The following is a 24,505-nucleotide window of genomic DNA, read 5'->3' on the forward strand; positions in this document are numbered from 1 at the left end:
GTAACGACTGCTTTGCCGTCGCGGATGACGAGATGCTGACAGGTGTGGCTGTGGTGGTGCGCGAGCCACGTAGTTGCCTAACTGTGTGTGCTCACCGCCTTCGGCCACGCGAGTCGCCTGATGCTCGAAAGAATTCGGTTAGGCCCCCTGCGGTGTCTGGTCAACGGTGACGGCCTTGACGGTGTGGTGCTCGCGTTTGATCTCCAGCGCGATGTCGATGAGCTGGTCTTCCTGGCCGCCGATGAGTTTGCGCTGGCCCGCCCGGTGCAGCAGCTGGTGGGCCGGCACACCGTAGCGCTCGGACTGGCGGATGGCGTGCTTGAGGAAGCTCGAATACACGCCGGAGTAGCCCATGATCAGGGCGTTGCGGTCGAGCAGGCACTCGGCGGGCATGGCGGGGGCGACCACCTCTTCGGCGGCGTCGGCGATGTCGAAGAAGTCGATCCCGGTCTTGACGCCGATCTTGTCGAACACCCCGATCAGGGCTTCGACGGGCGCGTTGCCGGCCCCGGCGCCGAACCGGCGGCAGGAGCCGTCGATCTGCTTGGCGCCCGCCCGGACGGCCTCGACGCTGTTGGCGACGCCGAGCCCGAGGTTCTCGTGGCCGTGGAAGCCGACCTGGGCGTCGTCGCCGAGCTCGGCGACCAGCGCGGCGACCCGGTCACGCACGCCCTCGAGGACCAGCGCCCCGGCCGAATCGACCACGTAGACGCACTGGCAGCCCGCGTCGGCCATGATGCGGGCCTGGGCGGCCAGCTTCTCGGGGGTGATGGTGTGGCTCATCATCAGGAACCCGACGGTTTCCAGTCCGAGTTCGCGGGCCAGCCCGAAGTGCTGGATCGACACGTCGGCCTCGGTGCAGTGCGTGGCGATCCGGCAGATCTCCCCGCCGTTGTTCTGGGCCTCTTTGATGTCCTCCTTGGTGCCCACACCGGGCAGCATCAGAAAGGCGATCTTGGCTTCTTTGGCCGTGTCGGCGGCCAGCTTGATCAGCTCCTGCTCGGGTGTCTTGGAGAACCCGTAGTTGAAGCTCGAGCCGCCCAGGCCGTCGCCGTGGGTGACCTCGATGACGGGCACCCCCGCGGCATCCAGGGCGGCCACGATGGCGCCGACCTCGTCGGTGGTGAACTGGTGACGTTTGTGGTGGGAGCCGTCCCGCAACGACGTGTCGGTCATCCGGACGTCCCAGATCGGGTTGAAGAAGATGTCAGAAGTCATAGCGCCGCTCCTCCTCATCGCTTCGCTCTGCATCGTCGACGGCGCGGCTCATGATTGCGCTCCTCCGGCCGTCGCGCTCAAGGACTCCTTGGCGATCTCCTCGCCGACTTTGGTGGCCGCGGCGGTCATGATGTCGAGATTTCCAGCGTAAGGCGGCAGATAGTCGCCCGCACCATCCACTTCGACGAACGTGGTGACCAGTGCCTGGCCCCCGGAGTGGATCGACGGGTCATCGAACTGGGGCTCGTTGAGCAGCCGGTAACCCGGCACGTAGGTCGCCACCTCGGCCACCACGTCGTGAATCGACTTGGCGATCGCGTCCCGGTCGGCGTCCTCCGGGATGGCGCAGAAGATGGTGTCGCGCATGATCATCGGCGGGTCCGCCGGATTCAAGATGATGATCGCCTTGCCACGCTTGGCGCCGCCGATGGTCTCCACACCCCGGCTGGTGGTCTTGGTGAACTCGTCGATGTTGGCGCGGGTGCCGGGGCCGGCCGACAGCGAGGCGACCGAGGCGACGATCTCGGCGTACGGCACGCCGCCGAGGTCGGCGACGGCGCGCGACACCGCGTAGACGATCGGGATGGTGGCCTGCCCGCCGCAGGTGATCATGTTGACGTTCGGCGCGTCCAGGTGCGCGCGCAGGTTGGCCGGCGGGATCACCGCGGGGCCCACCGCGGCCGGGGTCAGGTCGATGGCCCGGATGCCGGCGGCCTCGTACTTGGGGGCCGCGTCGCGGTGCACGTAGGCGCTGGTCGCCTCGAACACCAGGTCGGGCTTCTCGGACTGGGCCAACAGCCAGTCCACACCCTCGTGGGTGGTCTCCAGACCCAGCTTGCGGGCCCGGGCCAAACCCTCGCTCTCCGGGTCAATGCCGACCATCCAGCGCGGTTCCAGCCAGTCCGAACGCAGCAGTTTGTAAAGCAGGTCAGTGCTGATGTTCCCCGACCCGACAATGGCGATGGACGACTTAGACGGCATATGTGCTCCTCATAATGGCGTGCAGCGTTTGAAAAGAATTGGTTCAGCCAGCGCGACTGGAATCTCCGACTGAGCCCGAACTTCACCCGGCCGCCGTTGGTCGTGGTTTGAGGTCGACCCTGGCCACGTCTCCGATGGCGGCAACAGGTGGACGCCCAGCACGAGAACCACGGTGACCCGAGCAGGATTGGGCTCCAGCGTTGCAGTTCACGCCGAGCCCGCTGCGGATTAGCGCTTCATTGCACCGACTTCGGGGATGTGCGCGCGCACAGCAAGTTCCGGATCGGGTACCAGGGTTAGTCGGCGCAGCTGACCGGGATGCGGTCGGCGCGCCAGGATCATGCGTTGTGGTCGTGTTCCAGCACGCGGCCCCGGCTGCGCCAACAACAAGCCGCCCGTCGTCCGTCACGTGAGCGGCAGCGCGTCGGTAGCGATCCCAAGTTCGTCGAGACGTGCCAGATAGGCGCCAAGGTTACGCACCTTGACTTCCTCGTAGCCGCGAATGAGATCGGGGGCTGAGGCGACGGCCAGTGCCCATTCGTAGGAGTCGCGTGTGAGCGACCGCAGGAGGTCGTTGATGGTTGCTTCGTAGTGGGTGATCAACCGACGTTCGAGCCGTCGCATCTCGGTGTAGCCGAAGGGGTCCAGAGGCGTTCCCCTGAGACGTTTAGCCTTCGCCAGGAGCCGAAGCGCTACGTGGGTGCGCGGACCCATGCTGATCTTCTTCTTGCGACCGAGTGCCTTCAATATCGGTGGGTGCAGCTTGAAGGTCAGGTTTTCCCCGCCGGGGACCTGTGACCGCACCGATGCGAGGAACACCGGGTCGGTGAGCATGCGGGCGACCTCGTACTCGTCCTTGTATGCGATGAGCTTGAAGAAGTTTCGGGTTATGGCTTCAGACAGGTCGGTGCGCTCGGTGATTTCGCGCTCCTGATCCCACGCACGTTGTGTCAGGTTGATCAGCCGAGCAGCCGTGTGGTCGTCCTGGTATGCGACCAGGTCCGCCGCCCGCCGTTCCAAGAGTTCACGCACGGCGCCCGTGACCGTGCTCGTCGTGAAGAGATGGCTCGGCACCTGAGGCGTCGGGTCGTCGGCCGGGTCTGCGGTGGCGGTCCGGAATTCCGCGGGGTTGGCGACGGCGACCCGACCCCACCTGAAGGCCGCTTGATTCATCTGCACGGCGACCCCGTTGATCGAAATCGCGTCCTCGATCGCGGCGGCGGTCACCGGGAGCGCGCCGAGTTGATACGCGGCGCCGACCAAGAGAAAGTTCGCGGTGGTGGTGTTTCCGAAGAGGCGTTCGGCGGCGGCCAGCGCGTCAAAGGACACGAGCGACCGAGTCCGAACCTTCAACCGAGACAGCAGCGAGTCATCGCTCGGGTGCTCGACGGCGGCGTCGTAGACCATGTCGCCGGTGGGCGTCCTGCTGGTCGAGGCGACCGCGACGGTGCGAACCGGGTTGCTATAGCGGATGTTCTGGGAATCGACGGCCGTGAGCAGGTCGAAGGCCAGTATGCAATCGGCCGCCCCGGCGCTGATTCGGTTGGATGAGGGGACGGCTTCGGTACTGAGCCGTAGGTGGGAGGTGACCGGTCCAGCCTTCTGGCTGAGGCCCGTCTGGTCCAGGCCCTCGGCGTAAAAGCCGGTGCGCAGGGCGGCCATCGCCAGCACCTGGTTGACGGTCACGATTCCCGTTCCCCCGATGCCGGCCAGAAAGACGTTGTAGACACCGGAGATCGGTGCCACCTCGGGGTCGGGCGCGTATGGCGGGATGGGTCGCTCGATCTCAGTGGAAGGGCCCTTTGTCGCGGGCATTTCCACGGTCACGAATGACGGACAGTTGCCGTCCAGGCAGGAGTAGTCGGTGTTGCAGGTGCTCTGGTCGATTCGGGTCTTGCGGCCGAGTTCAGTTTCGACCGGCTGAACCGACAGACAGTTGCTCTTGACGCCGCAATCGCCGCAGCCTTCACAGACCGACTCGTTGATCACCACCCGAGTGCGCCGGGGCGGCAGCATTCCGCGCTTACGCTTGCGGCGGGCTTCTGCCGCGCACTGCTGGTCGTAGATCAGTGCCGTGACGCCTTGGGTGTCACGCAACAGACGCTGTGCCTCGTCGAGGCGATCGCGGGGCCACAGCAGCACTCCGTCCGCGAACACCGCACCCTTGTGTCGCTCGGGCTCGTCGGCGCAGACGATCACTTTTGACACACCGTCGGCGATGAGTTTGTGGGTGAGTTCGGGAACCGTCAGTCCTGCCGCGACGTCCTGGCCTCCGGTCATCGCGACCGCGCTGTTGTAGAGGATCTTGTAGGTGATGTTCACACCGGCGGCGACACATGCCTGCACCGCAAGCTGTCCAGAATGAAAATAGGTTCCGTCGCCGATGTTTTGGAAAATGTGTCGGACATCGGTGAACATCGCCTGGCCGATCCATTGCGCGCCCTCGCCTCCCATCTGGGTGAGGGCAGTGACCGCAGAATCTGTTCGCGAGGACATTGTGACTAGCGTGTGACAGCCGATTCCGCCGCCGGCCAGCGATCCGTCCGGCACCGCGGTGGAGCGGTTGTGTGGACAACCGGAGCAGAAGTAGGCGGTCCGGGTGGAGGGCAGCACCGTCAGGTCGAGCGCCGGCGGCGGGGCGGGCGCGAGTGCCACCCGTTCCTTCAATACCGCGCGAAGCGGTACGAGCAGGCGTGCGGTGGTGAGTTCGCCATCCGGGGGTATCAGCGTGCTCCCGTTGGACGCCTTCTTACCCAGGATCTCGGGCGCCGCGCGGCGGCCGTAGAGGATGTCCTTGACCTGCGTCTCGACGAACGCCGATTTGTCCTCGACCACCAATATCCGCTCGACGCCGTCGGCCAGGCGGGAGACAATTTGTGGGTCAAGGGGATAGGGCATACCGATGCGCAGGATGCGGATGCCTGATCGGGTCAGGGCCGGGTCGGTCAACCCTAGGTCGACGAGTGCCTCGCGCACCGTGTCGTAGGCCGTGCCGACGGCGACGATGCCCAGCCATGCCTGCGCGGGATCAACCTCGATACGGTCGAGGTCGTTGGCGGCGTTGAATGCTCGCACCATCGCCCAGCGGGGGCCGTATAGGTCCGCCTCGGCGAGCAGGCTGTCCGGCGGAGCGGCGCAGATGCGTTGGCGGTAGGTCCAGGGTCGGCCGTCCCATTCAATGGTGGGGACGGTGATGTCGAAGTCGGAGAAGTCGCGGTCCAGCGTCCAGAGTCCGTCTGCGACGTCGGCGACGATCTTCATGGCAGCCCAGCATCCCGAGGCGCGCGACAACGCGATGCCGTACATGCCGAACCTGATGACCTCTTCGGCATTGCGGGGGAACAGGATCGGCATCGATAGGGCCGCCAGGGATCGCTCACTGGCGACCGGGAGGCTCGAGGACTTCGCGCCGGGGTCGTCACCGACCAGGGCGAGCGCACCGCCTGCGGGGTTTGCCCCATACATCGCTCCGTGGCGCAGGGCGTCGCTGGCGCGGTCTAGCCCAGGGCCCTTGCCGTACCAGACACCGATCACCCCGTCGTAGCTGCGGCTACCACGGGGCAGGTCATTCTGGCTACCCCACACCGACGTGGCGGCGAGTTCTTCGTTGACTCCCGGCACAAGGTAGACATGATGCTCGGATTCGAGGTTGGGCAGGCTGGCTAACAGCTGGTCCAGTCCGCCAAGCGGACTGCCCTGATACCCCGAGACGAAGGTGGCGACGTGGTGGCCATTGCGGGCGTCCCGTTCGTGCTGTTCGACCATCAATCGAGCGATTGCTTGCACTCCAGTCAGCAGGACTGGCCCGGAGGATGGCCGGTACCGCGCGTTGAGGTCGGGGTCGGGCCCGGCTGTACAAAGATCAGTCAAGGTGATGCGCCGTTCAGGGGTTAATGAGTCGCGGGTGGCATGTGGTTCGAAAGTTCCTATCAGGTTGGTCTGGAATGGATTTCAGGTCAACTAATCTTGTTTCAACTGAGCAAATAGTTCAGTTGTACAGGTAAAACAACTTAGTGGGGTGACTCGAATGTTCAGCATTGATCGGCTCGACGTCGATCTGCTCGAGATGCTCGCGCGCGACGCGCGGGCCGGAGTCCTGGAACTGGCGTCCAGGCTGGGCATTTCGCGTAACACCGTGCAATCCCGGCTGAAGCGACTCGAAGAGGGCGGGCTGGTCGCCGGCTACCGCCCCGAACTCGACCTCGCACGGATCGGAATCGCCACGCAGGCCTTCATCGGACTCGAGGTGCAACAGGGCCGCCTCGGCCCAATCGTGGAAGCTCTCATCGGGATACCTCAGGTGCTGGAGATCCACGCGACCACAGGGCGCGAAGATCTTCTGGTCCGCGTCGCTACCGAGACACAGGCCGGACTCCAACAGTTGATCGAGCAGGTGGTCGGTATTCCGGGGGTGGTGCACTCGACGACGACGTTGGCGCTGACGACTCCGCTGACCTTTCGGGCCGTGCCGCTGCTCAAGGACATGACGCGCAACGCGGGTTGGGGACGGTCGACGCCGAAGGATTGAGGGGTCGGCGGTCGGGGCTGGTTCGCTGTCAGCACCGTACCGGCGGGCAAGGGTTACCTATTGAACACATATTATGCAATCTGTACTATCCATAGTAGACGTTTCGTCATCTGAGCTGACTTATTCGTACCCGCGGGGCCAACGAACGGAGAGTTGCGACCAGGCATGGGTATCGATCCCGTCGTTGTGGGACAGGCGTTGTCCAACGTAGCCCCCGATCATAGGACCCAACTCATTTGCAGCTCATGTCTTCCTGCAGAGAGCGGTCCTGCCACCAAGGGGGCGTTGCCCCGTTGCAGAAGGAAGGTGTCATGACCGACCAGTCCGTGGTCCTCGATGAGGTTCGCCGAGGCATGATCCCGGCCCACATCTATAACGACCGGGAGATCTATGAGTTGGAGAAGCAGCACATCTTCGCCCGGGCGTGGATTTTCGTCGGCCACGAATCGGAGATCGCACAGCCAGGAGACTATGTCGTGCGGCGGATTCTCGAGGACTCGTTCATCATCACCCGCGACGAAAACGGCAATGTCTGTGCGCATTTCAACATGTGTCTGCACCGCGGCATGCAGGTATGCCGGGCGGAGATGGGCAACGCCTCGCACTTCCGTTGTCCGTATCACGGATGGTCCTACCGCAATGACGGCAGGATCGTGGGATTACCCTTCCATCAGGATGCTTACGGCGGCGAGGAAGGATTTGCCCGCAAGGGACAACGGCTTCTGCCGGCTCCCAACGTTGCCGTCTACAACGGCATGATCTTTCTCAGCCTGAACGCCCAGGCGCCGCCACTGGAAGATTACCTGGGGGACTTCCGGTTCTACCTCGACTTCTACACGCGGCAGAGCTCGCGTGGCATTGAGCTGCACGGACCACAACGCTGGCGGATCAAGGCCAACTGGAAGATCGGCGCCGAGAACTTCGCCGGCGATATGTACCACACGCCCCAAACGCACACCTCGGTGGTCGAGATCGGGCTCTTTCGTGAGCCCAACGCGCAGAAGCGCAAAGAGGGCGCGCTGTACTGGGCCGGCAATGGCGGCGGAACCACCTACAAACTGCCTGACGGATCGTTGGTGGACCGGCTTCGGTACGTCGGCTATCCCGACCAGATGATCGAGCGGATGAAGCAGAGTTGGTCGCCGGAACAGATCGCCCTTATCGGTACCGACGGCTTCATGTTCAGTGCCGCAACGCTGTATCCCAACCTGTCATTCGTGCACAACTGGCCGAAGGTCGCCGACAGCGACGATGTGCTTCCGTTCATCACGCTGCGGCAGTGGCAGCCGATCAGCGAGGACGAGACCGAGGTGCTGTCATGGTTCGCCGTGGACGCCGACGCCCCGGAAGAGTTCAAGGCGCTGTCCTACAAGGCCTATCTCATGTGCTTCGGTAGTACCGGCATGTTCGAACAGGACGATGTCGAGAACTGGGTGTCGCTGACCAACACCGCGGCCGGCTCGATGGCGCGGCGATTACTGCTCAACAGCCGGATGGGTCTGCTCGCCGATGACTCGGAGGTAGCGCCTCCACTGCCTGCCGACCGATTCAGCGGACCGGGTATCGCCCGTCAAGGTTACAGCGAGTTCAATCAGCGAGAGCTCTTGCGGCGCTGGGCAAATGATCTACAAGCAGGTTCTGCTGAGACGGCACGCCCGGAACCATCCGACGGTGTGACGGTCAATGGCGGCCCCGGGACGGTGACGCGAGTATGAGCACCGCCCCCGACACCCATTCCAGCCGGTCCCGACTCGGAGGGTCGGCATCGCGCGTCACCCGGACAGGCAAGACACTGCGATTCGACGATGAGCGGCACCTGGTCGCCCACCAGTGGCTGGTGGACGAGTCCTATCTGCTGGACGCACAAGCGTATTCGCAGTGGCTCGAGGTTCTCTCTGAGGACATCCACTATCTGATGCCGGTCAGGGTCACGACGGCACTGGCCGCCGGCTACGACACTTCGCCTGGCATGGCACATTTCGATGAAGACAAGTACTCGTTGTCTCGCCGGGTAGCCCGCTTCCTCACCGAACACGCCTGGACCGAGGATCCGCCGTCCCGGCTGCGCCACCACCTGTCGAACGTGCGGACCTTCGCTACCGACGACCCGGACCACCTGATCGTCGAGTCCGCCACCCTCCTGTTCCGGAGTAGAGGCGACGTGCGGGAAGGTGCCTTTCTATCCGCGGGCCGGGAGGACCTGCTGCGGCTCGAGGGCGAGCAGTGGCGGCTGGCCCGTCGCATCATCTCGGTCGACGAATCCGTCATCCGGATGCAGAATCTGGCGGTGTTTCTGTGACGCCCCCCGAGCGTGAGCAGACTGGCTCGCCGGGCGCGGCACGCAGTGAGCTGCTCAAACATGTTGTCGGCGAACCGATCACAATCGGTAACGAGTTCAGTGAGGTGCGCCTCACCCGGGTCGATACCCGCAACGGCTCGCGGCTGCTGATCGAATCGCAGAAGTCCGGGCAGTGGGTGGCGCTGTGTCCTCTCGAAGTCGAGGCCCTGACGTGGCAGTCGACCGCGACATTCTCGGCAATGATCGGACACCCCTTCGGATCCCTGGTCGACGAGCGGTCGGGTCAGTCCGCTCCGGAGTCGTGGTGACCGGCTGGCTCACCGGTCGGCGGGCTCTTGTCGTGGGCGCCGGTTCGGGGATCGGCAGGGCGGTGGTCGACGCCTTCCTGGATGAGGGTGCGCGCGTGGCTGTTCTGGAACGCGATGAGGAGAAGTGCTCGGCGCTGAGCGCCCAGCATCCCGACGTCCCCGTGGTGTGTGGCGATGCGAGCTTGCGCGCCGCCAATGACGCGGCCGTCGACGCCGCTGTCGAGGCGTTCGGCGGTCTGGACGTGCTGGTCAACTGCGTTGGGGTGTTCGACTTTTACCGCAGCATTGAAGAAATCGACGTGGACGTGCTCGACGAGGCATTCGACGAGATCTTTCGCGTCAACGTCAGAAGCTACCTGCATTCGGTCAAGGCGGCGCTTCCCGCGCTGCGTGAATCCGAGCGGCCCGCCATCGTGCTGACCGAGTCCACGTCCGGGTACTACGCGGGGCGAGGTGGGGTGCTCTACGTGGCTTCCAAATTCGCCGTCCGCGGATTGGTCACCGCGCTATCTCATGACCTGGCGCCGCAGATCAGGGTCAACGGTGTTGCCCCCGGCGCCACCCTGGGTACCGACCTTCGCGGCCTGGCCGTTCTGGGCATGGCGGACCGCAGCATCTCGAAAGTGCCCGGTCGTGCCGAAGAGATGTCGGCGCGCGTTCCCCTGCAGGTCGCCTTGTCCGCTGAGGACCACGCGTGGAGTTACGTTTTCCTGGCATCGCATCGCGCCCGTGGCATCACCGGCGACGTGATCCACCCCGACGGAGGCATGAGCGTTGCCGCGGCCCCGAGGAAGCGCAGTTGAGCACTCGCACCGCACGATCGGAAGAGAGGGGACAACTATGCCCAGACTCCACGCTGACTACCAGTCGTGCCAGGGTTATGGCAACTGCGTAACCGGCGCTGCCGACACCTTCGATGTCGACGACGACGGCGTGGTGGTGCTGTTGCGCGACACCTTCGCAGAGCCTGAGCGCTCACGAATCGAGGACGCGGTTGGCAGTTGCCCCGTGAACGCCCTGAGCATCGAGGCCGACTGATGTCCGGGCAGACCGTCGTCATCGTGGGGTCGTCCGTCGGCGGAGTGCGCACCGCGAAGGCGCTACGATCCCAGGGCTTCGGCGGCCGAATCGTGTTGATCGGCCGCGAGAGCAATCTGCCCTACGACAAGCCGCCCCTCTCTAAGCAGTTCCTCGCAGGCTCGTGGGATCAGAGCCGGCTGACGATGCTCACCGCGGAGCAAGCCGACGAGGCCGGTATCGAACTGCGCCTCGGCAACGCAGCTGAGCAACTTGATCTTGCTGATCGAGCGGTGGTCCTCGCCGACGGCGCGCGCGTCCCATTCGACATCCTGGTCGTCGCCACCGGCGCTGATGCGCGACCGGCCCCGTGGCCGGTGGCCTCCGGCGTTTATCTCGTGCGGACGCTCGACGACAGCCGTGGACTGGCTCGCGCGCTGGCGGCCGCCGGACCGGTGGTAGTCGTGGGCGGCGGGTTCATCGGCGCCGAGGTGGCCTCGACTGCGCACGCCGCGGGGCGGAACGTGACCATCGTCGATCCGCTCACCGCGCCGATCGGCCGGATCGTCGGGGCTGAACTCGGCGCCATCCTCACCAGCGTGCACGCGAGGCACGGGGTGCAGACGCGATTCGGCGCCGGTGTCGAGTCGGTCGATGGTCGCGAGGGCGATCTTCGCGTCACCCTAACGAGCAACGAGACGCTGCGCGCGGCCATCGTGGTCGTCGGTATTGGCGCCATCCCCAACGACGCCTGGCTATCCTCCTCCGGACTGCTGATCGACGATGGCGTGGTGTGCGACGAATTCTGCCGCGCGGTAGGGCATCCGGGCGTCTTCGCGGTCGGTGACGTGGTGCGCTGGCGTCATCCTGGGCATAAGGAAGATGTACGCGTCGAGCACTGGACCAACGCCGCCGAGCAGGCCGCCTGTGTGGCCCACAACATCACCCACCCCGACGAACTGCGTTCCTACGCTCCGACCGAATACGTGTGGAGTGACCAGTACGACTGGAAGATACAAATCGCCGGGCGGCCGCACCGAGCGACGCTCGATCGGATCGTTGGCGACCTGGACGTCGACCCGCCGCAGAGTGCAGCAGTATTCGGCGATCAGGACGGGATGCTGACTGCGGCTGTCACCGTCAACTGGCCGAAGGCCTTGATGCTGTGCCGCAGAATGATTGGCGCGGGAACGACCGTCGCCGACTGCCTGGCGGAAGTGGAACGCTTACCGCAGCTCAACGTAGGCCAATCGGCCGGAGGGTGATCACCGGATGACTATGGAAGCAGAACCGATCGTTGCCCGGGCATACGGGCCGACACCCCAGTACCCCGTGGAATCGGTCGACAACGCCTTGCAGATCGTCATGCTCCTGGCGACCCGGAATGAACTCCGGCTTACCGATGTGAGCGCCTACCTCGGCGTGGCGAGTTCAACGGCGCACCGGCTACTCGCCATGCTGTCCTACCGCGGACTGATCCGCCAGGATCCGAAAACTAGGGCCTACCGTGTAGGACCGGGTCTGGATCTGCTCGCCTTCAGCGTGCTGCGCCAGCTGGATGTCCGCGACCGTGCCCGGCCGGTGTTGGAAAAACTGAACGCCGGTCTAAAGGAAACCGTGCATCTGGGAAGGCTGGAAGGCGCCGAGGTCGACTTCGTCGCCTCCATCGAGAGTCCGCAGGCGCTGCGGGTGTCTAACCGTCTGGGCGTGGCGATGCCCGCACACTGCACGTCGACCGGCAAGGCGTTGCTTTCCGCTCTTGGGCCCGGGGAGCTCGACCGGCTCTATCCCCACGCCGATCTGATCCAGATGACGCGGAATTCCATTGCATCGAGGGTGGCGCTCGATGCGGAGCTCGCCGAGGTGCGCAAGCGCGGGTATGCCATCAGTAATGAAGAGGGCGAGGTGGGCGTGATCTCCATCGCAGTAGCGCTGCGCGGCGGATCGTATGCCCTCAACGCATCGGTGCCCGTCAGCCGAATGACTAAGCGCTTGCGCAGAACAGTGCTCAGTGAGCTGATTGCTGCTACCGATGAGATCGATGGACTGCTGCCATGAACCGGGCAGAGCGTCTCGAATTGACCTACGGTGGCGAACTTTATGACAGAACGCGTCGCCTCTACACGGGCGAGGTCGCACCTGAGGGTATACGGATGCGCTACCTGCACACCGCGATCGAAGACCTCTTCTGGCGCCAGGGCAAGTACGGCGAGTTCGACGTGGCCGAGTATTCGATGGGCGCATACCTGTCCACGGTTGACGATCCCGATCGGCCTTTCGTCGCCCTCCCGGTCTTCCCGTCTCGGCTTTTCCGCCACTCCAGTGTCTACGTGCGCGACGACGCGAATGTGTCCGAGGCGGCCGACCTCAACGCCGGCGTCATCGGGACCCCCGAATGGAGCATGACCGCCTCGTTGTGGATGCGCGGCATACTGGGCGAGCACCACGGTGTCGATCTCGCGTCGATCCGTTGGCGCACAGGTGGTCTCGAGGAGCCGGGTCGTCAGGAGAAGGCGCCGGTGACACCCCCTGCCTATTTCGACGTGTCCCGCATCGACGACGAGGACACCCTCAGCGAACAGCTGATCCGCGGTGAACTGGACGGACTGATCACAGCGCGTGCCCCACGGGCGTTCCTGCAAGGCGATCCGCGGATTCGACGGTTGTGGCCAGACTTCCGTGCCGTGGAGCGCGCCTATTTCGAGGCGACTCAGATTGTTCCGATCATGCATGTGGTGGTCGTCAAACGTTCGGTGTTGACCGCTCATCCATGGGTGGCCAACAACCTCGTCGATGCGTTCGAACGGGCCCGCAAACCCGTACAGCGGGAGCTTATCGACACCGCAGTCTGCACGACCAGCCTGATATGGGAGTCCTCCTACGCGGAAGCAGAAAAAGACATTCTCGGCGATCCCTTCCGCTGCGGCGTCGCTGAGAACCTCGCCGCCCTACAGGCACTGCTGGCCTACGCGCACGAGCAGGGGTTCAGCGAACGCCCGCTGCGACTCGAGGATGTGTTCGTACCGTCGACCGTCAGCGCAGCGCGCGTGTAGCCCCAACAAACCCGCTGTGACTCAGGCGAGTCCAAGGATCCTCTCGGCGGTCAGCACGCTGACCGCCGAAGTGACCGCGTCGGGGAGACCGGCGCCGAGCAGGGCCGCTCCTGCTGGTCGTTCGGCGATGGCGAACGGATAATCGGTGCCGACCACCACCCGATCTGCCCCGACCCGCCCGACCAGAGCCGCAACCGCGTCCTCGTCGAAGAGCAGCGAGTCGTAATAGAAGCGGCCGGCATAACTCGACGGACGGTCGCTGCAGTACGTCACTGCCGATGAGTTCTCCCAGAATCGCTCGATTCTCGGAAGCAGTGCCAGAAATGCACCTCCGCCGTGAGCGAGCAGAATGTCGAGGTTGGGATGGCGGTCAAGAACGCCGCCCATCACCAATGACGCTGCAGCCGTCGCCGTCTCAGCGCCCATTCCGATGGAATCGGCGAGACCGTACTTCGTGAGCCGATCCGAACCCAGCACCTGCCACGGGTGTACAAAGACCAGAGCGCTGTGATCGGCACAGGCCGCGAAGAAGGGATCCAGCGCGCGGTCGTCGAGATTAAGTCCGCGGACGTTCGAGCCGATCTCGACACCAGCGAGGCCGAGAACCTGCCGAATTTCGACGACCATCTCCGCGGCCCGGTCCGGGTCCTGCAGCGGGACTGTGCCCAGCCCGCTGAACCGCGCCGGATATGCGCGAACCGCGTCGGCGATCCATTCGTTCTGCACCCGCGCCATCTCGGCCACGCCATCGGCGCTCAGACCATAAGAGAAAGTTATCGGTATGGGTGAAATAACCTGTCTTGCAACGCCGTCAGTCTCCATGTCGGCGAGTCGTCGCTCCAGGTTCCAGCATTGGTCCGTGATCGAACGAAAGTGCCGGTCGCCGAGCATGATATCGGCGCTACACGGACCGGTTTCCACCAGTTCCAGCCAGGAACCCGCGAAGCGTCGGCCGAAGTTGGGTAGGGAGCGGGGCAGGCCATGGGTGTGGAGATCGATCACAATATCGCCTGAAAAGACGCCGGTAGTCTCATGAAGACACCTGACCACGGAGCCTCGGGCGTGGGCGCTTGAGATCGGCGCCATTGGTGACGGTCTGGCAGTTCTGTTCGATCGAGTCGTAGAACTTGCCGAGCAACGTCTGCAGCTGACGCTTCTGCGGGGGTGTCAGATCGCTCATCAGGGTCTGTAGGTATGCCCAATGTCCGGGCAGAAACTTGCGTAGAAAGGCGCGGCCGGGTTTACCGATGCGGATCAGGAAGGACCGACGGTCATCGGGATTCGTTATGCGTTCGACGTAACCCCGCCGCGCCAACCCGTCCACGACACCGGTCAGGTTAGCCGGCAGCACGGAGACCGCCTGACCAAGAGCCCCCATCGTCAGCGGCTCCGAGGCGCGGTCGAGCACCGTGAGGATATTGAGCTGGCTGATGTTCAGGTCATGCGGCAGTAGTTCGCTGACGTGAGCCCGCTCAAAGGCGGTCGCGGTACGGAACAGCGCCAACGTCAGTCCCAGGACTGCGGTGTCGAATCCCGGATCCTCCCGGTCGGCCGCCCTTGCGATCTCCTCGGCGATCGAGCGTGGGTTACGGGGTCGTCGCGGCATGGGATCGCCTCCCGATTTGATCACGATTGTGGATAGTTCCGGTTCTGTACAGTACCGACGTCAACAAATTTGTCGCGGTGTCGGGTGAATGGTTTACAACTCACGGGAGAGGAATGTTGACGGTCTTGGTCTGGAGGTAACTCTCCAATTCCTCGACTCCCTCTTCGGTACCTGTTCCGCTGTCCTTGCGCCCACCGAACGGCGCACCCAGAAAGTGGCTGCCGCTGCCGTTAATCCACACATAGCCGGTGTCAAGCCTGTCTGCCACCGAGACTGCGGTCGTGATGTCGTTGCTCCAGATCGCGCCGGTTAGACCGAACGGTAGTGCGTTGGCCTGAGCGATGGCGGCGTCAAGATCTGTGAATCGCAGCACCGACAAGACCGGGCCGAAAATCTCCTCACGGGCAACGGTCATCGACATGTCGACGTCGGCGAAGACCGTCGGCTCGACGTAGAAGCCCGCCTCGAATTGCTTCCCCGGCGGCCGTCCGCCGCCGGTGACCAAGCTAGCCCCTTCGCGTTTCGCGACGTCGATGTAGTGATTCACCTTGTCGAACTGCGCTTGGGATACCAGGCATCCCATCTCGGTGGCCGGATCCAGCGGATGACCGATCCTGATCGACTTCAATCGCTCGACCAGGCCGGAAACCACCTGGTCGTGAAGTGACTCGTGAAGAAAGAGCCGGGTCGTCGATCCGCAGGACTGTCCCTGGCTCCAATGACAGTTCATGCCGAAAGCCGCGCCCTCGACGACGGCGGTCGGGTCGGCGTCTGGGCAGACGATCATCGCGTTCTTGCCGCCGAGTTCCAGGGTGACGTGTTTGATGCCCGCCTCGGCTGCCGCGGCCATCACTTTCTGGCCAGTGGGGACGCTGCCGATGAGTGCGATGCGCTTGACGTCGCGGTGTCGGACCAGTGCGTCTCCCGCCACCGCACCGCTTCCCGAGATGATGTTGACAACGCCGGGCGGAAACGACTCGAGAACCACCTCGGCCATCAGCAGGGAGGACAGCGGAGCCTGATCGGGCACCTTGAGAATCAGTGTGTTGCCGGTGATCAGCGGAGCGCCTACTTTGGCGGCGGCGAACAGGATGGGGTGGTTATAGGGAATTATCCGCCCGACCGCGCCGTACGGTTCTTTGCGGGTCATCAGCCAGCTGCGCGTCATCGACGGAAGGGTGTCGCCGGTGACGCTGAAGGCCACCGCCGCGTGGTAGTCGAGCCACCGGCTAGCCATAATGACGTCGCCGACCATGGCTGTCACGGGATTGCCGGTGTCGATAGCGTCGAGCAGACCGAAATCGGTTGCGCGGGCACGCAATCTCTGCGCGAACGACCTAATCATCTCCGAGCGCTCAAGCAATGTGGTGCCGCGCCATTGCGGGAACGCCGCCACCGCCGCCGCGACAGCTGCGTCAACGTCGGGGAGGCCCGCGGCAGGAACGCGGGCGATGGTGGAGCCGTCATGCGGGGCGGTGATCTCCATCGCCGCGCCGTCAGCGGCGCTGACGCGGTCGCCCCCGATGAGCATCCGCCAGTCACGGTCGAGCAGCCTAGCGACGTCCGTCTTGTTGCTTTCGAGAGAGGATTGCACGTGCTATGCCCACTTTCTGGAGGACCACTCGTCAGCGTAAGCCGACTCTAGCGGTTAAACCTGCCGTTGAGCCTATATCCACAAATATTTCATAACTATAACTAATTCGGACGCTACCGCACACCGCTACGTGGCCGCGACCAGGTCACGTAATGGCCTGTTGCGCAGGGCGAATCTTGCGACTTCGATCCGACAGGGGTCATTGCGCTCGCCACCTCCCTAGGTGTGCAGGGACGGCTTTGACCCGAAGGGCAGTACGCAATATAGTTCACAAGCATAAGTAAAAACCGAGTGGCGCATCTGGGATGTCGCGGTGCGGGCTGAGTTGCCTCGTCAGGTTCAGGAAGGTCGGAGATGATCGAACTGCAGGACATTGCTTACGTGCGATCGGGGGTGACCGATCTCCAGCGTGCGACCCGCTTCGCGGTCGACATCGTGGGACTGGATCCGGTCGCGCAGGACCAAGGTGTCACCTATTTGCGGGCCGACGGCCGTCATCACTGCCTAGCGCTGATCGAAAGCAACCGGCCCGGCGTCCTCGCATCGGCGTTCTCGTTGCGAGACGATGCCGCGCTCGAGTCAGCCGAAGTCGAGTTGCAGCAGTACGGCTGCACGGTTTCGCGTGGCACCGAACAGGAAGCGCGACACCGACATGTTCGCAATTTCATCGCTTTCGACGACCCCTTCGGCAATCACGTCGAATTGGTCACGGGCCAGAGCACCCTGGCGCGTCCGATCAACTTCGGTCGACCCGCCGCAGGTATCACGGAGTTCGGCCACCTGTGCCTCGATGCCCCCGATGTACGGGCTGCGCACGCCTTCTGGTCTACGGTGTTCAGCGCCAAGGTGTCCGACTGGATCGGTGAGGGCGCTTGCCTGATGCGAATAGACCCCGTCCATCACAAGCTCGCGTTCTTCCAGAGCGACGCGGGACCAGGCTTCTGTCACATCAACTTCCAGGTCGAGACGCTCGACGATGTGATGCGCAATTGGCGATTCCTGCAACAGAACGATGTGCAGATTCTGCATGGGCCAGGCCGTCACCCGACGTCGACGGCCATCTTCGTCTACTTCCTCGGGCCCGACAACCTGACCTACGAGTACTCATTCGGGGTTCAGTTGATTGAAGACGAGGCGTGGACCCCCCGCATGTTCGAGCTCGGAGAGCCGGGCTCGATCGATATGTGGTTGGGTCCAACCCAGCGGACCGTCTCCCAGAGTCAACTCGTAGGCCGCTCGACAGCATCGCTTTCTGTCGTTGCGCCTGAGCTCAGCGTGTGATGCGTACCGAAGAGTGCCATCAGATGGCCGAGGAGCTGCTGGCGGCCTACCAGACGCGCAGCCCGATCGCCCCGCTGACCGACCGATTCCCTGACTTGACCGTGGCGGAGGGCTTCGACATCCAGCGAGCACAGGTCGACCGGTGGATGGCCGAAGGCCGGATCATCAAAGGCCACAAAGTTGGCCTGACCTCTGCGGCCATGCAACGCCAAATGGGGGTGAATCAACCGGATTTCGGTGTCTTGCACGACCAGATGTTCCACCCAGAGTCCGATCCCATCCCGGTGACTGCTTTCCTGCAGCCGCGTGTCGAACCGGAGATCGCCCTAGTAATCAAGCGTGACCTTGCCGGTCCCGGCGTGACAGTCGCCGAGGCCCTGGCCGCGGTGGACTTCGTGCTGCCGGCACTGGAAATCATCGACAGCCGCATCGCCGACTGGCGTATCAGCGTCGCCGACACGGTTGCCGACAACGCCTCGTCGGGGGGAGTCGTGCTCGGCGGGCGTCCTGTTCGACCCACAGATGCGGACCTTCGGCTCCTCGGATGCAACCTGTACTGCAACGGCGAGGTGGTCGCGACGGGTGCCGGGGGAGCGGCGCTCGGCTCGCCGGTGATATCGCTGGCATGGCTGGCCAACACCCTGGGTCAGCAGAACGACTGCCTGAGAGCCGGTGATGTCGTGCTGCCGGGTTCGGTGACCGCGGCACAACCGGTGCGACCAGGCGATGTCTGGACCGCGCAGTTTGCCCAACTCGGGCTCGTCACCACACGTTTCGCCGCAGGAGAGTCGTGAATAAATGGACCGTTGATCGGGCGGCCTCCGCGCTGCTTGACGCAGAGGACACGCGAACCGCCCGCAACCCGATCACCGATGATTGGGCCGACCTCGACCTGAGGACCGCCTATGCGGTTCAGGACGAGGCGTTGTGCCGCCGAGTCGAGCGTGGTGAAAGCGTCGTCGGTGTGAAGCTGGGCCTGACGTCTCGAGCCAAGCAGCAGCGAATGGGTATTTCGTCGCCGCTCGTTGCGTGGCTGACCGATGCGATGACGCTGCCCGCCGGGGCGCCGTTGCCGGCGGGCGTGTTGATTCATCCGCGCGTCGAGCCGGAACTCGTCTTCGTCATGAAGGAGCGGTTGAGCGGTCCCGGTGTTACAGCGGCACAAGCGATGTCAGCGGTGGGGCACGTCTACGCGGGCATGGAGATCATTGACTCCCGCTATCGCGATTTTCGGTTCACGCTGCCTGACGTCGTCGCCGACAACGCCTCATCGGGTCGATATCTGACGGGCCCAATCGGATTGCCGCCGGAAGAACTGGACCTCTCACTGGAGGCGTGCTTAGTCGAAGTCGACGGCGTCATCGTCGACAGCGCCACCGGAGCCGCGGTTCAAGGTCACCCTGCGGAGGCGCTGGCGCTGGCGGCGAACGTGCTCGCCGACCGGGGGTTGGCGATCGAACGCGGTTGGATTGTGCTCACCGGCGGGATGACCGATGCGGTTGCGCTCGGTCCTAAAAGCGTTGTGAGAATGCATTTTTCGAACCTAGGCTCACTGGTCGTCCACGAAGGGAAGTAACGCGATGCCGTTAGTCGAAGTCACCCTGGTCCAGGGCCGGGCACCACACCAGTTACGCACGCTAATCAGCGAGTTGACCGACGCCGTCGAGACGGCGCTGGGCGTCTCACGTTCCGCCATCCGGGTGGTCCTGCGTGAAGTTCCCGATACCCATTGGGCCGCCGGTGACGTGACCATCGCCGAGCGCAACAAGAGTTCATGATCATGACCGAGCTCATACCTCACGTCATCGATGGTGAAGAGACCGAGTCGGCCAGTCAGGCGTGCTTCGACACCGTCGATCCGTGGACCCGCCAGCCGTGGGCCAGGGTGGCGCTCGGCGGCGCTGAGGAGGCCGCCCGGGCCGTAACCGCGGCGCGCCGGGCCTTCGACGAAGGCCCCTGGCCACGAATGGGTTTGGCTGAGCGGGGCGCGATTCTGCACCGGCTGGCCGATCTAATCATCGAGCATCGCGACGAGCTGGCCCTCGCGGACACCACCGATATGGGAAAGCCGATCACCGACACACGAGGCAACGACGTGCCGCGGTCTGCGCAGAACTTCCGTTTCTTCGCAGACCATGCGCGGCTCTCAGCCGGTGAAGCACTGCCGATGGACACCGGTCACCATGCCTACACCAGATTCGAGCCGGCGGGTGTCGTCGCCGCGATCGCACCGTGGAACTTCCCGCTGATGCTCGAGACGTGGAAGGTCGCGCCGGCCCTCGCGTGGGGAAACACGGTCGTCCTCAAACCTGCCGAGGACACTCCCGCGTCGGCGACCATCCTGGCGAGACTTGCCCTGCAGGCCGGGATGCCCGATGGCGTCCTGAATGTCGTGCACGGATATGGTCCCGATTCTGTGGGATCCGCGCTCACCGGCGATCCCCGCGTTGACAGGATCACCTTCACCGGCGAAACCGGTACCGGCAGAACCATCGCGGCGGCGGCGGCGGCCCACCTGACCCCGGTAAGCCTGGAACTGGGCGGAAAGGGTGCCAACCTGGTCTTCGCCGACGCCGACCTCGACAGCGCGGTGAGCTGGTCGATCCGGGCCATCTTCTCCAATGCCGGGCAGGTGTGCCTCGCCGGTAGCCGCCTGTACGTCCAGCGGCAGGTCTACGACGAGTTCTTGGCACGTTTTGTGAGAGCCTCCGAATCGCTGATTGCTGGAGATCCGAAAGCCGTTGACACCCAGGTTGGACCGCTGGCCTCGCAAGAACACTGGAAGAAGGTCCGCTCCTACGTCGAGGGGATCCCCGCCGAAGGGGGCACCATGCGCACGGGTGGTCAGGGCGAGGGGTGGCTCATCCACCCGACGGTCGTAACCGACCTGCCTGCAACCGCGCGCCTCTGCCGTGAAGAGATCTTCGGCCCCGTCGCGGTCGTCGCGCCGTTCGACACCGAGGCAGACGGCATTGCTGCAGCCAACGACACACCCTACGGGCTAAACGCGATGTTGTTCACCGAGAACCTCTCGCGTGCCCACCGCGTGGCAGCCGCGCTGAACGCGGGCACCGTGTGGGTGAATTGCTTTTTCATTCGTGACCTGCGGGCGCCGTTCGGCGGGGTGGGTGATTCCGGAATCGGCCGTGAGGGTGGCACATTCAGCCGCGAATTCTTCACCGAGCCGAAGGCGGTGGTGATGGCGATCAGTGACGGTGGCACCGCCTAGGACGTCGCTGATGTAGTGACCTGCAGCGGTGCCGGAATTGGCGGTCCGTGCTCGCGACTTATGACACGGGGGGCTTGAAGTTGAACGGTGCAAATCAGCCGATCTCGGGCACCCGCCGCACGATCCGAAACACCCCGTCATGGCCCCACCGTGCTCGGCCGGCAGACGGATACTGCCCGCAGACAACCGATCGCCGACCAGCAGCAGCACTTCATCAAATCGACCCAGCTGGTATCCGTCTAAGTGCCTTGCATGTGATCCTCGTCGCCCATCCGCGCCAAACCTGCTCCCGCCCAACGAAACTCAGTCACTAGAACGGAACCGTCCTAGGTCACCTCAGCGCAAACCGCGGTGCTTCTGCTCCAGTTCCGCCCACCGGCGGCCGGTCTCCTCACCGCCAGCGACCATGTCGGGCGGAGCATCGGTGTAAGGCGGCCGACTGGGCCCGCAGTCGATCAAGCCCGCTCCGCGGAACCGGCCACGCCCGACCGGAATGCTGTAATCCATGAAGCGCGACATGTCACCGCCGAACTGCGGGGCCAACGCCCAGTTCACCTGCTCGGAAATGCGATCCGCCTGTGCCCAGTCCTCGGACAGCACGGCGCGCGACAGCGCAGCCAACGGGGACGGTGCACAGGCCACGTTCCCCGACCAGCAAGCCGTGGCCCTAGCGGGAAAGCGCTTGGCAACGCGGACCCAGTCGCTGTCGAGGGGCAGCACGGCAACCTTGTCGCCGAAGGCCTCGATGTCGCCCTCCAGTGTCGGTCCGCCTGCGTGCTTGGTCGCCACGACCTCGGGCGCATCGGCAAGTTGCCGGTAGGCCTCGACGCTAATCTTTCCTTTGAACGCGGCGGGGTTGTCATAGATGACGACCGGTACCCCGGGCAACGCCTCGGTGATATCGCGATAGAAGCGCACGATGCCGGCGTCGTCGAGCGGCAGCCACATCGGACGACCTACGAACAGTCCGTCGGCGCCCACATCGATCGCTTCGCGACCTCGTGCGATGGTGTCGCGGGTGTTCAACGTCGTCACGCCGGCGAAGAAGGGCACCCGACCCCGGATCGTCTCGGCGACGCAGGACGAGAACTGAAGCCATTCTTGATGAGTCAGCGATGCGCACTCGCCGAAGGTTCCGGTGGACATCACGAGCTCGATCCCGGCCTCGACGACCTGCTCGACCATTTTCTCGGTCTCAGCGACATTGACGCTGTTCAGGCAGCGCCAGTCATCGGCGTCGCTGGTCGCAGGCGTCGGAACGATGCCCACGATCCCTCTGATGTCTGCACGGGTGATCGTCATGGTCATACCCTCTTATTCGCCGGGGATGCCAGATCGCCTGGCACCGCGGGATACGGCTGGGTACCGAACGAGTGACGCGGCTCCTCGCGGTACATTCCGAGCACCTCGAGCATGGGAGCGTCGGTTGCGGAGAAGAGCACGGCGTCGACCTCGGAGGACCGGTTCATGTGGGCGTGCCACATCCAGTTGGGCACTACAAACGAGTCGCCGGCAGACCATTGAATTTCCTCGTCACCGACAACTGTGGTGCCTTCGCCTTCGACGACGTAGTAGACCGCACTGGAAGTGTGGCGGTGGCGTTCGGTGCACAGACCCGGACGGAGCAGCTGTGCGAAGCAGTCGATAGTGGGCAGTGTCGGGCCCCCGCTGATCGGGTGGGCGTAGTGCAGGATGACGCCGTCGAACGGGCTTCCGCTACTGTGGCGATGCGTGTCCAAGGCGGCCCGAACCTCGCTCCACGCGTAACGGAACGGAATCCGTTCACCCTGTCGAGCTTCCCACGCGGGGCGTATGTGGGAGGCGCGACTGCTGGTGAAGGCAGCAGCGTCTTCGTGCAACGGCTGCGTGCGCCCACCGAACGGTTCGAAGAACATCTGCCGCAGGTAACCCATGAGCGGTACGTCGAGGATGTCGACCCAGACGCCGCGTTTGTCGCTTTCGTTGTGGTGATCGTGCCAGGAATAGGCCGGCGTGATGATCAGGTCACCGTCCTCCATCGCAAGTTTCTCTCCGTCGACCGCGGTGAACAGGTCGGGGCTACCGTCCACGACGAAGCGCAAGGCGTTGATGGAATGCCGGTGCGCCGGGGCGATCTCGCCAGGCAGGGTGATCTGCATACCCATCGCCAAGGTCTGCGTCGTGCCGTTGACGTCAGGAGCCGGGTTGATGAAAGTGAAGTTCCTGCGGGCAGTTTCGCCGGACACCGCCGTGCACATCTCGGTCAGGGCGCGATCCGCGAGTTCCCATGACCACCGGAACGGCACACCCGCCGGGACGGGACCGTCGGTGAGCTGGACCAGCTGCGCATCGTACTGCCACTGGCCACGGAGGTGCAGTTCGTCAAGCTTCCTGTCGAACTGTGCCAGATCTGAAGCGGGCTCCTGTGTAGTCGTCATAATCCCTTGTCCTCGTGAAGAAACCGTGGCTGTTAGAGACAGGTCGCGATCGACCGCGCCGCTGGTCAACCGAAGGGTCCCGGCGGCCTCGAGCGTCGATGCCTCGGGTCGGCGGGACCACTCCCGGTGATGATGACGCAGCGCTGACGCTAGCACCGGCCGCAGCCGTCCACAAGACACTTAGTATGGTTTGTGTCTAAACAGTACTTCTCGTACTACGCCTTTTATGCAGGCGGTAGCTTCTGGCAGGCCGTCGACCGGGGGATCGTGATCCGTTTCAAAAAGAAACGCCTAATGCTGTGGATCCCACCTCTTCCTCTGCAGGGCGGGAATACACTCTGCGAAGCGGGAAGACGAGGAGGACCCTGATGGCGGCGAACGGCGACATGCTTGCGCGTATCTTCGATGCGACCACTACGACGTTGGCACGCAGTGGCGCCAAAGCGCTTTCGATGACCGACGTCAGCGCTGAAGCGGGGATCCCCCGCGGAACGCTGTATCACTATTTCGGTAGGAAGCAGGACCTACTGTATGCGGTCGGCGTACGAGTCGTGAAGCTGTTCGAAGGGGCGGTAGTCAACGCCGTCGAAGAGCGGCCCGAACTCGACGTTCGTGTCCGGGCGGTCGTAGAGGCAATGATCGACGTCGGCCGGGCGCATCCGGAAATCATGCAGGTGATTGCCCTTGAACCGGGCTTCGGAGTGGACTTCTTGCAGCAGATCTTCCCGGAATTCGTCGGCGTGCTGGAAGAGCTACTGGCGCCGGCGCTGAGCTTGACCCTTGGCGTGCGGTCCATGGGTATGACCAGTGGTCAACTCTGTGAACTCATCCTTCGAATCGTAATGTCGGCGTACGTCTTTCCGACTCGCGATGTGGCCGACCTGCCGCGCGCGATCCTGGCAATGCCATATCTGGCCCGGTGGACTCCCGACCAGTACCTGGTTTGAAACCTGAGGCGACCCCAAGCGTCGCCA

At 64.0% G+C, this 24,505-nt stretch carries 23 protein-coding genes; 15 read left to right on the forward strand and 8 right to left on the reverse strand.

Annotated features, from left to right (window positions below):
* Nucleotides 1–138: 138 nt before the first annotated feature.
* From dmpG to OCU_RS32350, 3 genes are all read right to left on the reverse strand, one after another.
* A complete protein-coding gene (dmpG, locus tag OCU_RS32340) occupies nucleotides 139–1,218 on the reverse strand; it encodes a 4-hydroxy-2-oxovalerate aldolase (protein ID WP_009953902.1) in 1,080 nt (359 codons plus the stop codon).
* Nucleotides 1,219–1,266: 48 nt separating this feature from the next.
* The gene (locus OCU_RS32345; protein WP_014379550.1) at nucleotides 1,267–2,199 is read right to left on the reverse strand and encodes an acetaldehyde dehydrogenase (acetylating); all 933 of its coding nucleotides are present in this window, start codon (nucleotides 2,197–2,199) and stop codon (nucleotides 1,267–1,269) included.
* A 405-nt stretch (nucleotides 2,200–2,604) separates the two neighbouring features.
* On the reverse strand, nucleotides 2,605–5,985 hold the full coding sequence (locus OCU_RS32350; protein ID WP_014379552.1) for an indolepyruvate ferredoxin oxidoreductase family protein: 3,381 nt from the start codon (nucleotides 5,983–5,985) through the stop codon (nucleotides 2,605–2,607).
* A 241-nt stretch (nucleotides 5,986–6,226) separates the two neighbouring features.
* Here OCU_RS32350 and OCU_RS32355 point away from each other — a divergent pair, with 241 nt between their 5' ends.
* The 9 genes from OCU_RS32355 to OCU_RS32395 all read left to right on the forward strand — a co-directional run bounded on the left by OCU_RS32355 (nucleotide 6,227) and on the right by OCU_RS32395 (nucleotide 13,404).
* Nucleotides 6,227–6,727: an Lrp/AsnC family transcriptional regulator gene (locus OCU_RS32355; RefSeq protein ID WP_014379553.1), complete on the forward strand. Its 501-nt coding sequence runs from the start codon at nucleotides 6,227–6,229 to the stop codon at nucleotides 6,725–6,727.
* 311 nt (nucleotides 6,728–7,038) lie between these two features.
* Entirely contained in the window at nucleotides 7,039–8,442 is a 1,404-nt protein-coding gene (locus OCU_RS32360) for an aromatic ring-hydroxylating dioxygenase subunit alpha (protein ID WP_009953907.1), read from the forward strand.
* Nucleotides 8,439–9,026 (forward strand): 3-phenylpropionate/cinnamic acid dioxygenase subunit beta, encoded by a 588-nt coding sequence (locus OCU_RS32365; protein WP_009953908.1) that lies wholly within the window; start codon nucleotides 8,439–8,441, stop codon nucleotides 9,024–9,026. Before OCU_RS32360 ends, OCU_RS32365 begins: the two co-directional genes overlap by 4 nt.
* Nucleotides 9,027–9,076: 50 nt before the next feature.
* Entirely contained in the window at nucleotides 9,077–9,334 is a 258-nt protein-coding gene (locus tag OCU_RS32370) for a hypothetical protein (protein ID WP_196771120.1), read from the forward strand.
* On the forward strand, nucleotides 9,331–10,137 hold the full coding sequence (gene hcaB / locus OCU_RS32375; RefSeq protein WP_009953911.1) for a 3-(cis-5,6-dihydroxycyclohexa-1,3-dien-1-yl)propanoate dehydrogenase: 807 nt from the start codon (nucleotides 9,331–9,333) through the stop codon (nucleotides 10,135–10,137). The genes OCU_RS32370 and hcaB overlap by 4 nt, the downstream gene beginning before the upstream one ends.
* A gap of 37 nt (nucleotides 10,138–10,174) precedes the next feature.
* Nucleotides 10,175–10,372: a ferredoxin gene (locus OCU_RS32380; protein WP_009953912.1), complete on the forward strand. Its 198-nt coding sequence runs from the start codon at nucleotides 10,175–10,177 to the stop codon at nucleotides 10,370–10,372.
* Entirely contained in the window at nucleotides 10,372–11,616 is a 1,245-nt protein-coding gene (locus tag OCU_RS32385; protein ID WP_009953913.1) for an NAD(P)/FAD-dependent oxidoreductase, read from the forward strand. Before OCU_RS32380 ends, OCU_RS32385 begins: the two co-directional genes overlap by 1 nt.
* A gap of 7 nt (nucleotides 11,617–11,623) precedes the next feature.
* On the forward strand, nucleotides 11,624–12,409 hold the full coding sequence (locus OCU_RS32390; protein WP_044059206.1) for an IclR family transcriptional regulator: 786 nt from the start codon (nucleotides 11,624–11,626) through the stop codon (nucleotides 12,407–12,409).
* On the forward strand, nucleotides 12,406–13,404 hold the full coding sequence (locus OCU_RS32395; RefSeq protein ID WP_036390486.1) for a substrate-binding domain-containing protein: 999 nt from the start codon (nucleotides 12,406–12,408) through the stop codon (nucleotides 13,402–13,404). Before OCU_RS32390 ends, OCU_RS32395 begins: the two co-directional genes overlap by 4 nt.
* A gap of 21 nt (nucleotides 13,405–13,425) precedes the next feature.
* Here the strand turns inward: OCU_RS32395 and OCU_RS32400 are convergent, their stop codons facing one another.
* The 3 genes from OCU_RS32400 to OCU_RS32410 all read right to left on the reverse strand — a co-directional run bounded on the left by OCU_RS32400 (nucleotide 13,426) and on the right by OCU_RS32410 (nucleotide 16,604).
* Nucleotides 13,426–14,406, reverse strand: a complete 981-nt coding sequence (locus tag OCU_RS32400) for an amidohydrolase family protein (RefSeq protein WP_014379556.1) — start codon at nucleotides 14,404–14,406, stop codon at nucleotides 13,426–13,428.
* 28 nt (nucleotides 14,407–14,434) lie between these two features.
* Entirely contained in the window at nucleotides 14,435–15,010 is a 576-nt protein-coding gene (locus OCU_RS32405) for a MarR family winged helix-turn-helix transcriptional regulator (RefSeq protein ID WP_020415598.1), read from the reverse strand.
* A gap of 100 nt (nucleotides 15,011–15,110) precedes the next feature.
* The gene (locus OCU_RS32410) at nucleotides 15,111–16,604 is read right to left on the reverse strand and encodes an aldehyde dehydrogenase family protein (protein ID WP_014379557.1); all 1,494 of its coding nucleotides are present in this window, start codon (nucleotides 16,602–16,604) and stop codon (nucleotides 15,111–15,113) included.
* Between the two features lie 354 nt (nucleotides 16,605–16,958).
* Here OCU_RS32410 and OCU_RS32415 point away from each other — a divergent pair, with 354 nt between their 5' ends.
* The 5 genes from OCU_RS32415 to OCU_RS32435 are packed head-to-tail and all read left to right on the forward strand — an operon-like array spanning nucleotide 16,959 to nucleotide 21,114.
* The gene (locus OCU_RS32415; protein ID WP_009953924.1) at nucleotides 16,959–17,885 is read left to right on the forward strand and encodes a VOC family protein; all 927 of its coding nucleotides are present in this window, start codon (nucleotides 16,959–16,961) and stop codon (nucleotides 17,883–17,885) included.
* Nucleotides 17,885–18,679, forward strand: coding sequence for a 2-keto-4-pentenoate hydratase (locus OCU_RS32420; protein ID WP_009953925.1), 795 nt, complete (start codon nucleotides 17,885–17,887; stop codon nucleotides 18,677–18,679). The genes OCU_RS32415 and OCU_RS32420 overlap by 1 nt, the downstream gene beginning before the upstream one ends.
* Nucleotides 18,676–19,461, forward strand: a complete 786-nt coding sequence (locus tag OCU_RS32425; RefSeq protein WP_009953926.1) for a 2-keto-4-pentenoate hydratase — start codon at nucleotides 18,676–18,678, stop codon at nucleotides 19,459–19,461. The genes OCU_RS32420 and OCU_RS32425 overlap by 4 nt, the downstream gene beginning before the upstream one ends.
* Before the next feature lie 4 nt (nucleotides 19,462–19,465).
* Nucleotides 19,466–19,663, forward strand: coding sequence for a tautomerase family protein (locus OCU_RS32430; RefSeq protein WP_009953929.1), 198 nt, complete (start codon nucleotides 19,466–19,468; stop codon nucleotides 19,661–19,663).
* On the forward strand, nucleotides 19,660–21,114 hold the full coding sequence (locus OCU_RS32435) for an aldehyde dehydrogenase (RefSeq protein ID WP_009953930.1): 1,455 nt from the start codon (nucleotides 19,660–19,662) through the stop codon (nucleotides 21,112–21,114). The genes OCU_RS32430 and OCU_RS32435 overlap by 4 nt, the downstream gene beginning before the upstream one ends.
* Before the next feature lie 336 nt (nucleotides 21,115–21,450).
* Here the strand turns inward: OCU_RS32435 and OCU_RS32440 are convergent, their stop codons facing one another.
* Nucleotides 21,451–22,416: a dihydrodipicolinate synthase family protein gene (locus tag OCU_RS32440; protein ID WP_225323274.1), complete on the reverse strand. Its 966-nt coding sequence runs from the start codon at nucleotides 22,414–22,416 to the stop codon at nucleotides 21,451–21,453.
* A 2-nt stretch (nucleotides 22,417–22,418) separates the two neighbouring features.
* Nucleotides 22,419–23,600 (reverse strand): cupin domain-containing protein, encoded by a 1,182-nt coding sequence (locus OCU_RS32445; RefSeq protein ID WP_225323275.1) that lies wholly within the window; start codon nucleotides 23,598–23,600, stop codon nucleotides 22,419–22,421.
* Between the two features lie 299 nt (nucleotides 23,601–23,899).
* Between OCU_RS32445 and OCU_RS32450 the strand changes: the two genes are divergently transcribed.
* Nucleotides 23,900–24,478: a TetR/AcrR family transcriptional regulator gene (locus tag OCU_RS32450; RefSeq protein WP_009953934.1), complete on the forward strand. Its 579-nt coding sequence runs from the start codon at nucleotides 23,900–23,902 to the stop codon at nucleotides 24,476–24,478.
* Nucleotides 24,479–24,505: the final 27 nt, after the last annotated feature.

The organism is Mycobacterium intracellulare ATCC 13950 (assembly GCF_000277125.1).
GTDB classification, from domain to species: Bacteria; Actinomycetota; Actinomycetes; order Mycobacteriales; family Mycobacteriaceae; genus Mycobacterium; species Mycobacterium intracellulare.

What these genes read in the sequence shown, in the direction of transcription:
- OCU_RS32365 (WP_009953908.1), top strand. Translation starts at nt 8,439, where the DNA reads ATGAGCACCGCCCCCGACACCCATTCCAGCCGGTCCCGACTCGGAGGG.
- OCU_RS32355 (WP_014379553.1), top strand. Translation starts at nt 6,227, where the DNA reads ATGTTCAGCATTGATCGGCTCGACGTCGATCTGCTCGAGATGCTCGCG.
- OCU_RS32380 (WP_009953912.1), top strand. Translation starts at nt 10,175, where the DNA reads ATGCCCAGACTCCACGCTGACTACCAGTCGTGCCAGGGTTATGGCAAC.
- OCU_RS32360 (WP_009953907.1), top strand. Translation starts at nt 7,039, where the DNA reads ATGACCGACCAGTCCGTGGTCCTCGATGAGGTTCGCCGAGGCATGATC.
- OCU_RS32345 (WP_014379550.1), bottom strand. Translation starts at nt 2,199, where the DNA reads ATGCCGTCTAAGTCGTCCATCGCCATTGTCGGGTCGGGGAACATCAGC.
- OCU_RS32430 (WP_009953929.1), top strand. Translation starts at nt 19,466, where the DNA reads ATGCCGTTAGTCGAAGTCACCCTGGTCCAGGGCCGGGCACCACACCAG.
- OCU_RS32450 (WP_009953934.1), top strand. Translation starts at nt 23,900, where the DNA reads ATGGCGGCGAACGGCGACATGCTTGCGCGTATCTTCGATGCGACCACT.
- OCU_RS32420 (WP_009953925.1), top strand. Translation starts at nt 17,885, where the DNA reads ATGCGTACCGAAGAGTGCCATCAGATGGCCGAGGAGCTGCTGGCGGCC.
- OCU_RS32440 (WP_225323274.1), bottom strand. Translation starts at nt 22,416, where the DNA reads ATGACGATCACCCGTGCAGACATCAGAGGGATCGTGGGCATCGTTCCG.
- OCU_RS32435 (WP_009953930.1), top strand. Translation starts at nt 19,660, where the DNA reads ATGATCATGACCGAGCTCATACCTCACGTCATCGATGGTGAAGAGACC.
- OCU_RS32385 (WP_009953913.1), top strand. Translation starts at nt 10,372, where the DNA reads ATGTCCGGGCAGACCGTCGTCATCGTGGGGTCGTCCGTCGGCGGAGTG.
- OCU_RS32390 (WP_044059206.1), top strand. Translation starts at nt 11,624, where the DNA reads ATGACTATGGAAGCAGAACCGATCGTTGCCCGGGCATACGGGCCGACA.
- OCU_RS32395 (WP_036390486.1), top strand. Translation starts at nt 12,406, where the DNA reads ATGAACCGGGCAGAGCGTCTCGAATTGACCTACGGTGGCGAACTTTAT.
- dmpG (WP_009953902.1), bottom strand. Translation starts at nt 1,218, where the DNA reads ATGACTTCTGACATCTTCTTCAACCCGATCTGGGACGTCCGGATGACC.
- OCU_RS32405 (WP_020415598.1), bottom strand. Translation starts at nt 15,010, where the DNA reads ATGCCGCGACGACCCCGTAACCCACGCTCGATCGCCGAGGAGATCGCA.
- OCU_RS32415 (WP_009953924.1), top strand. Translation starts at nt 16,959, where the DNA reads ATGATCGAACTGCAGGACATTGCTTACGTGCGATCGGGGGTGACCGAT.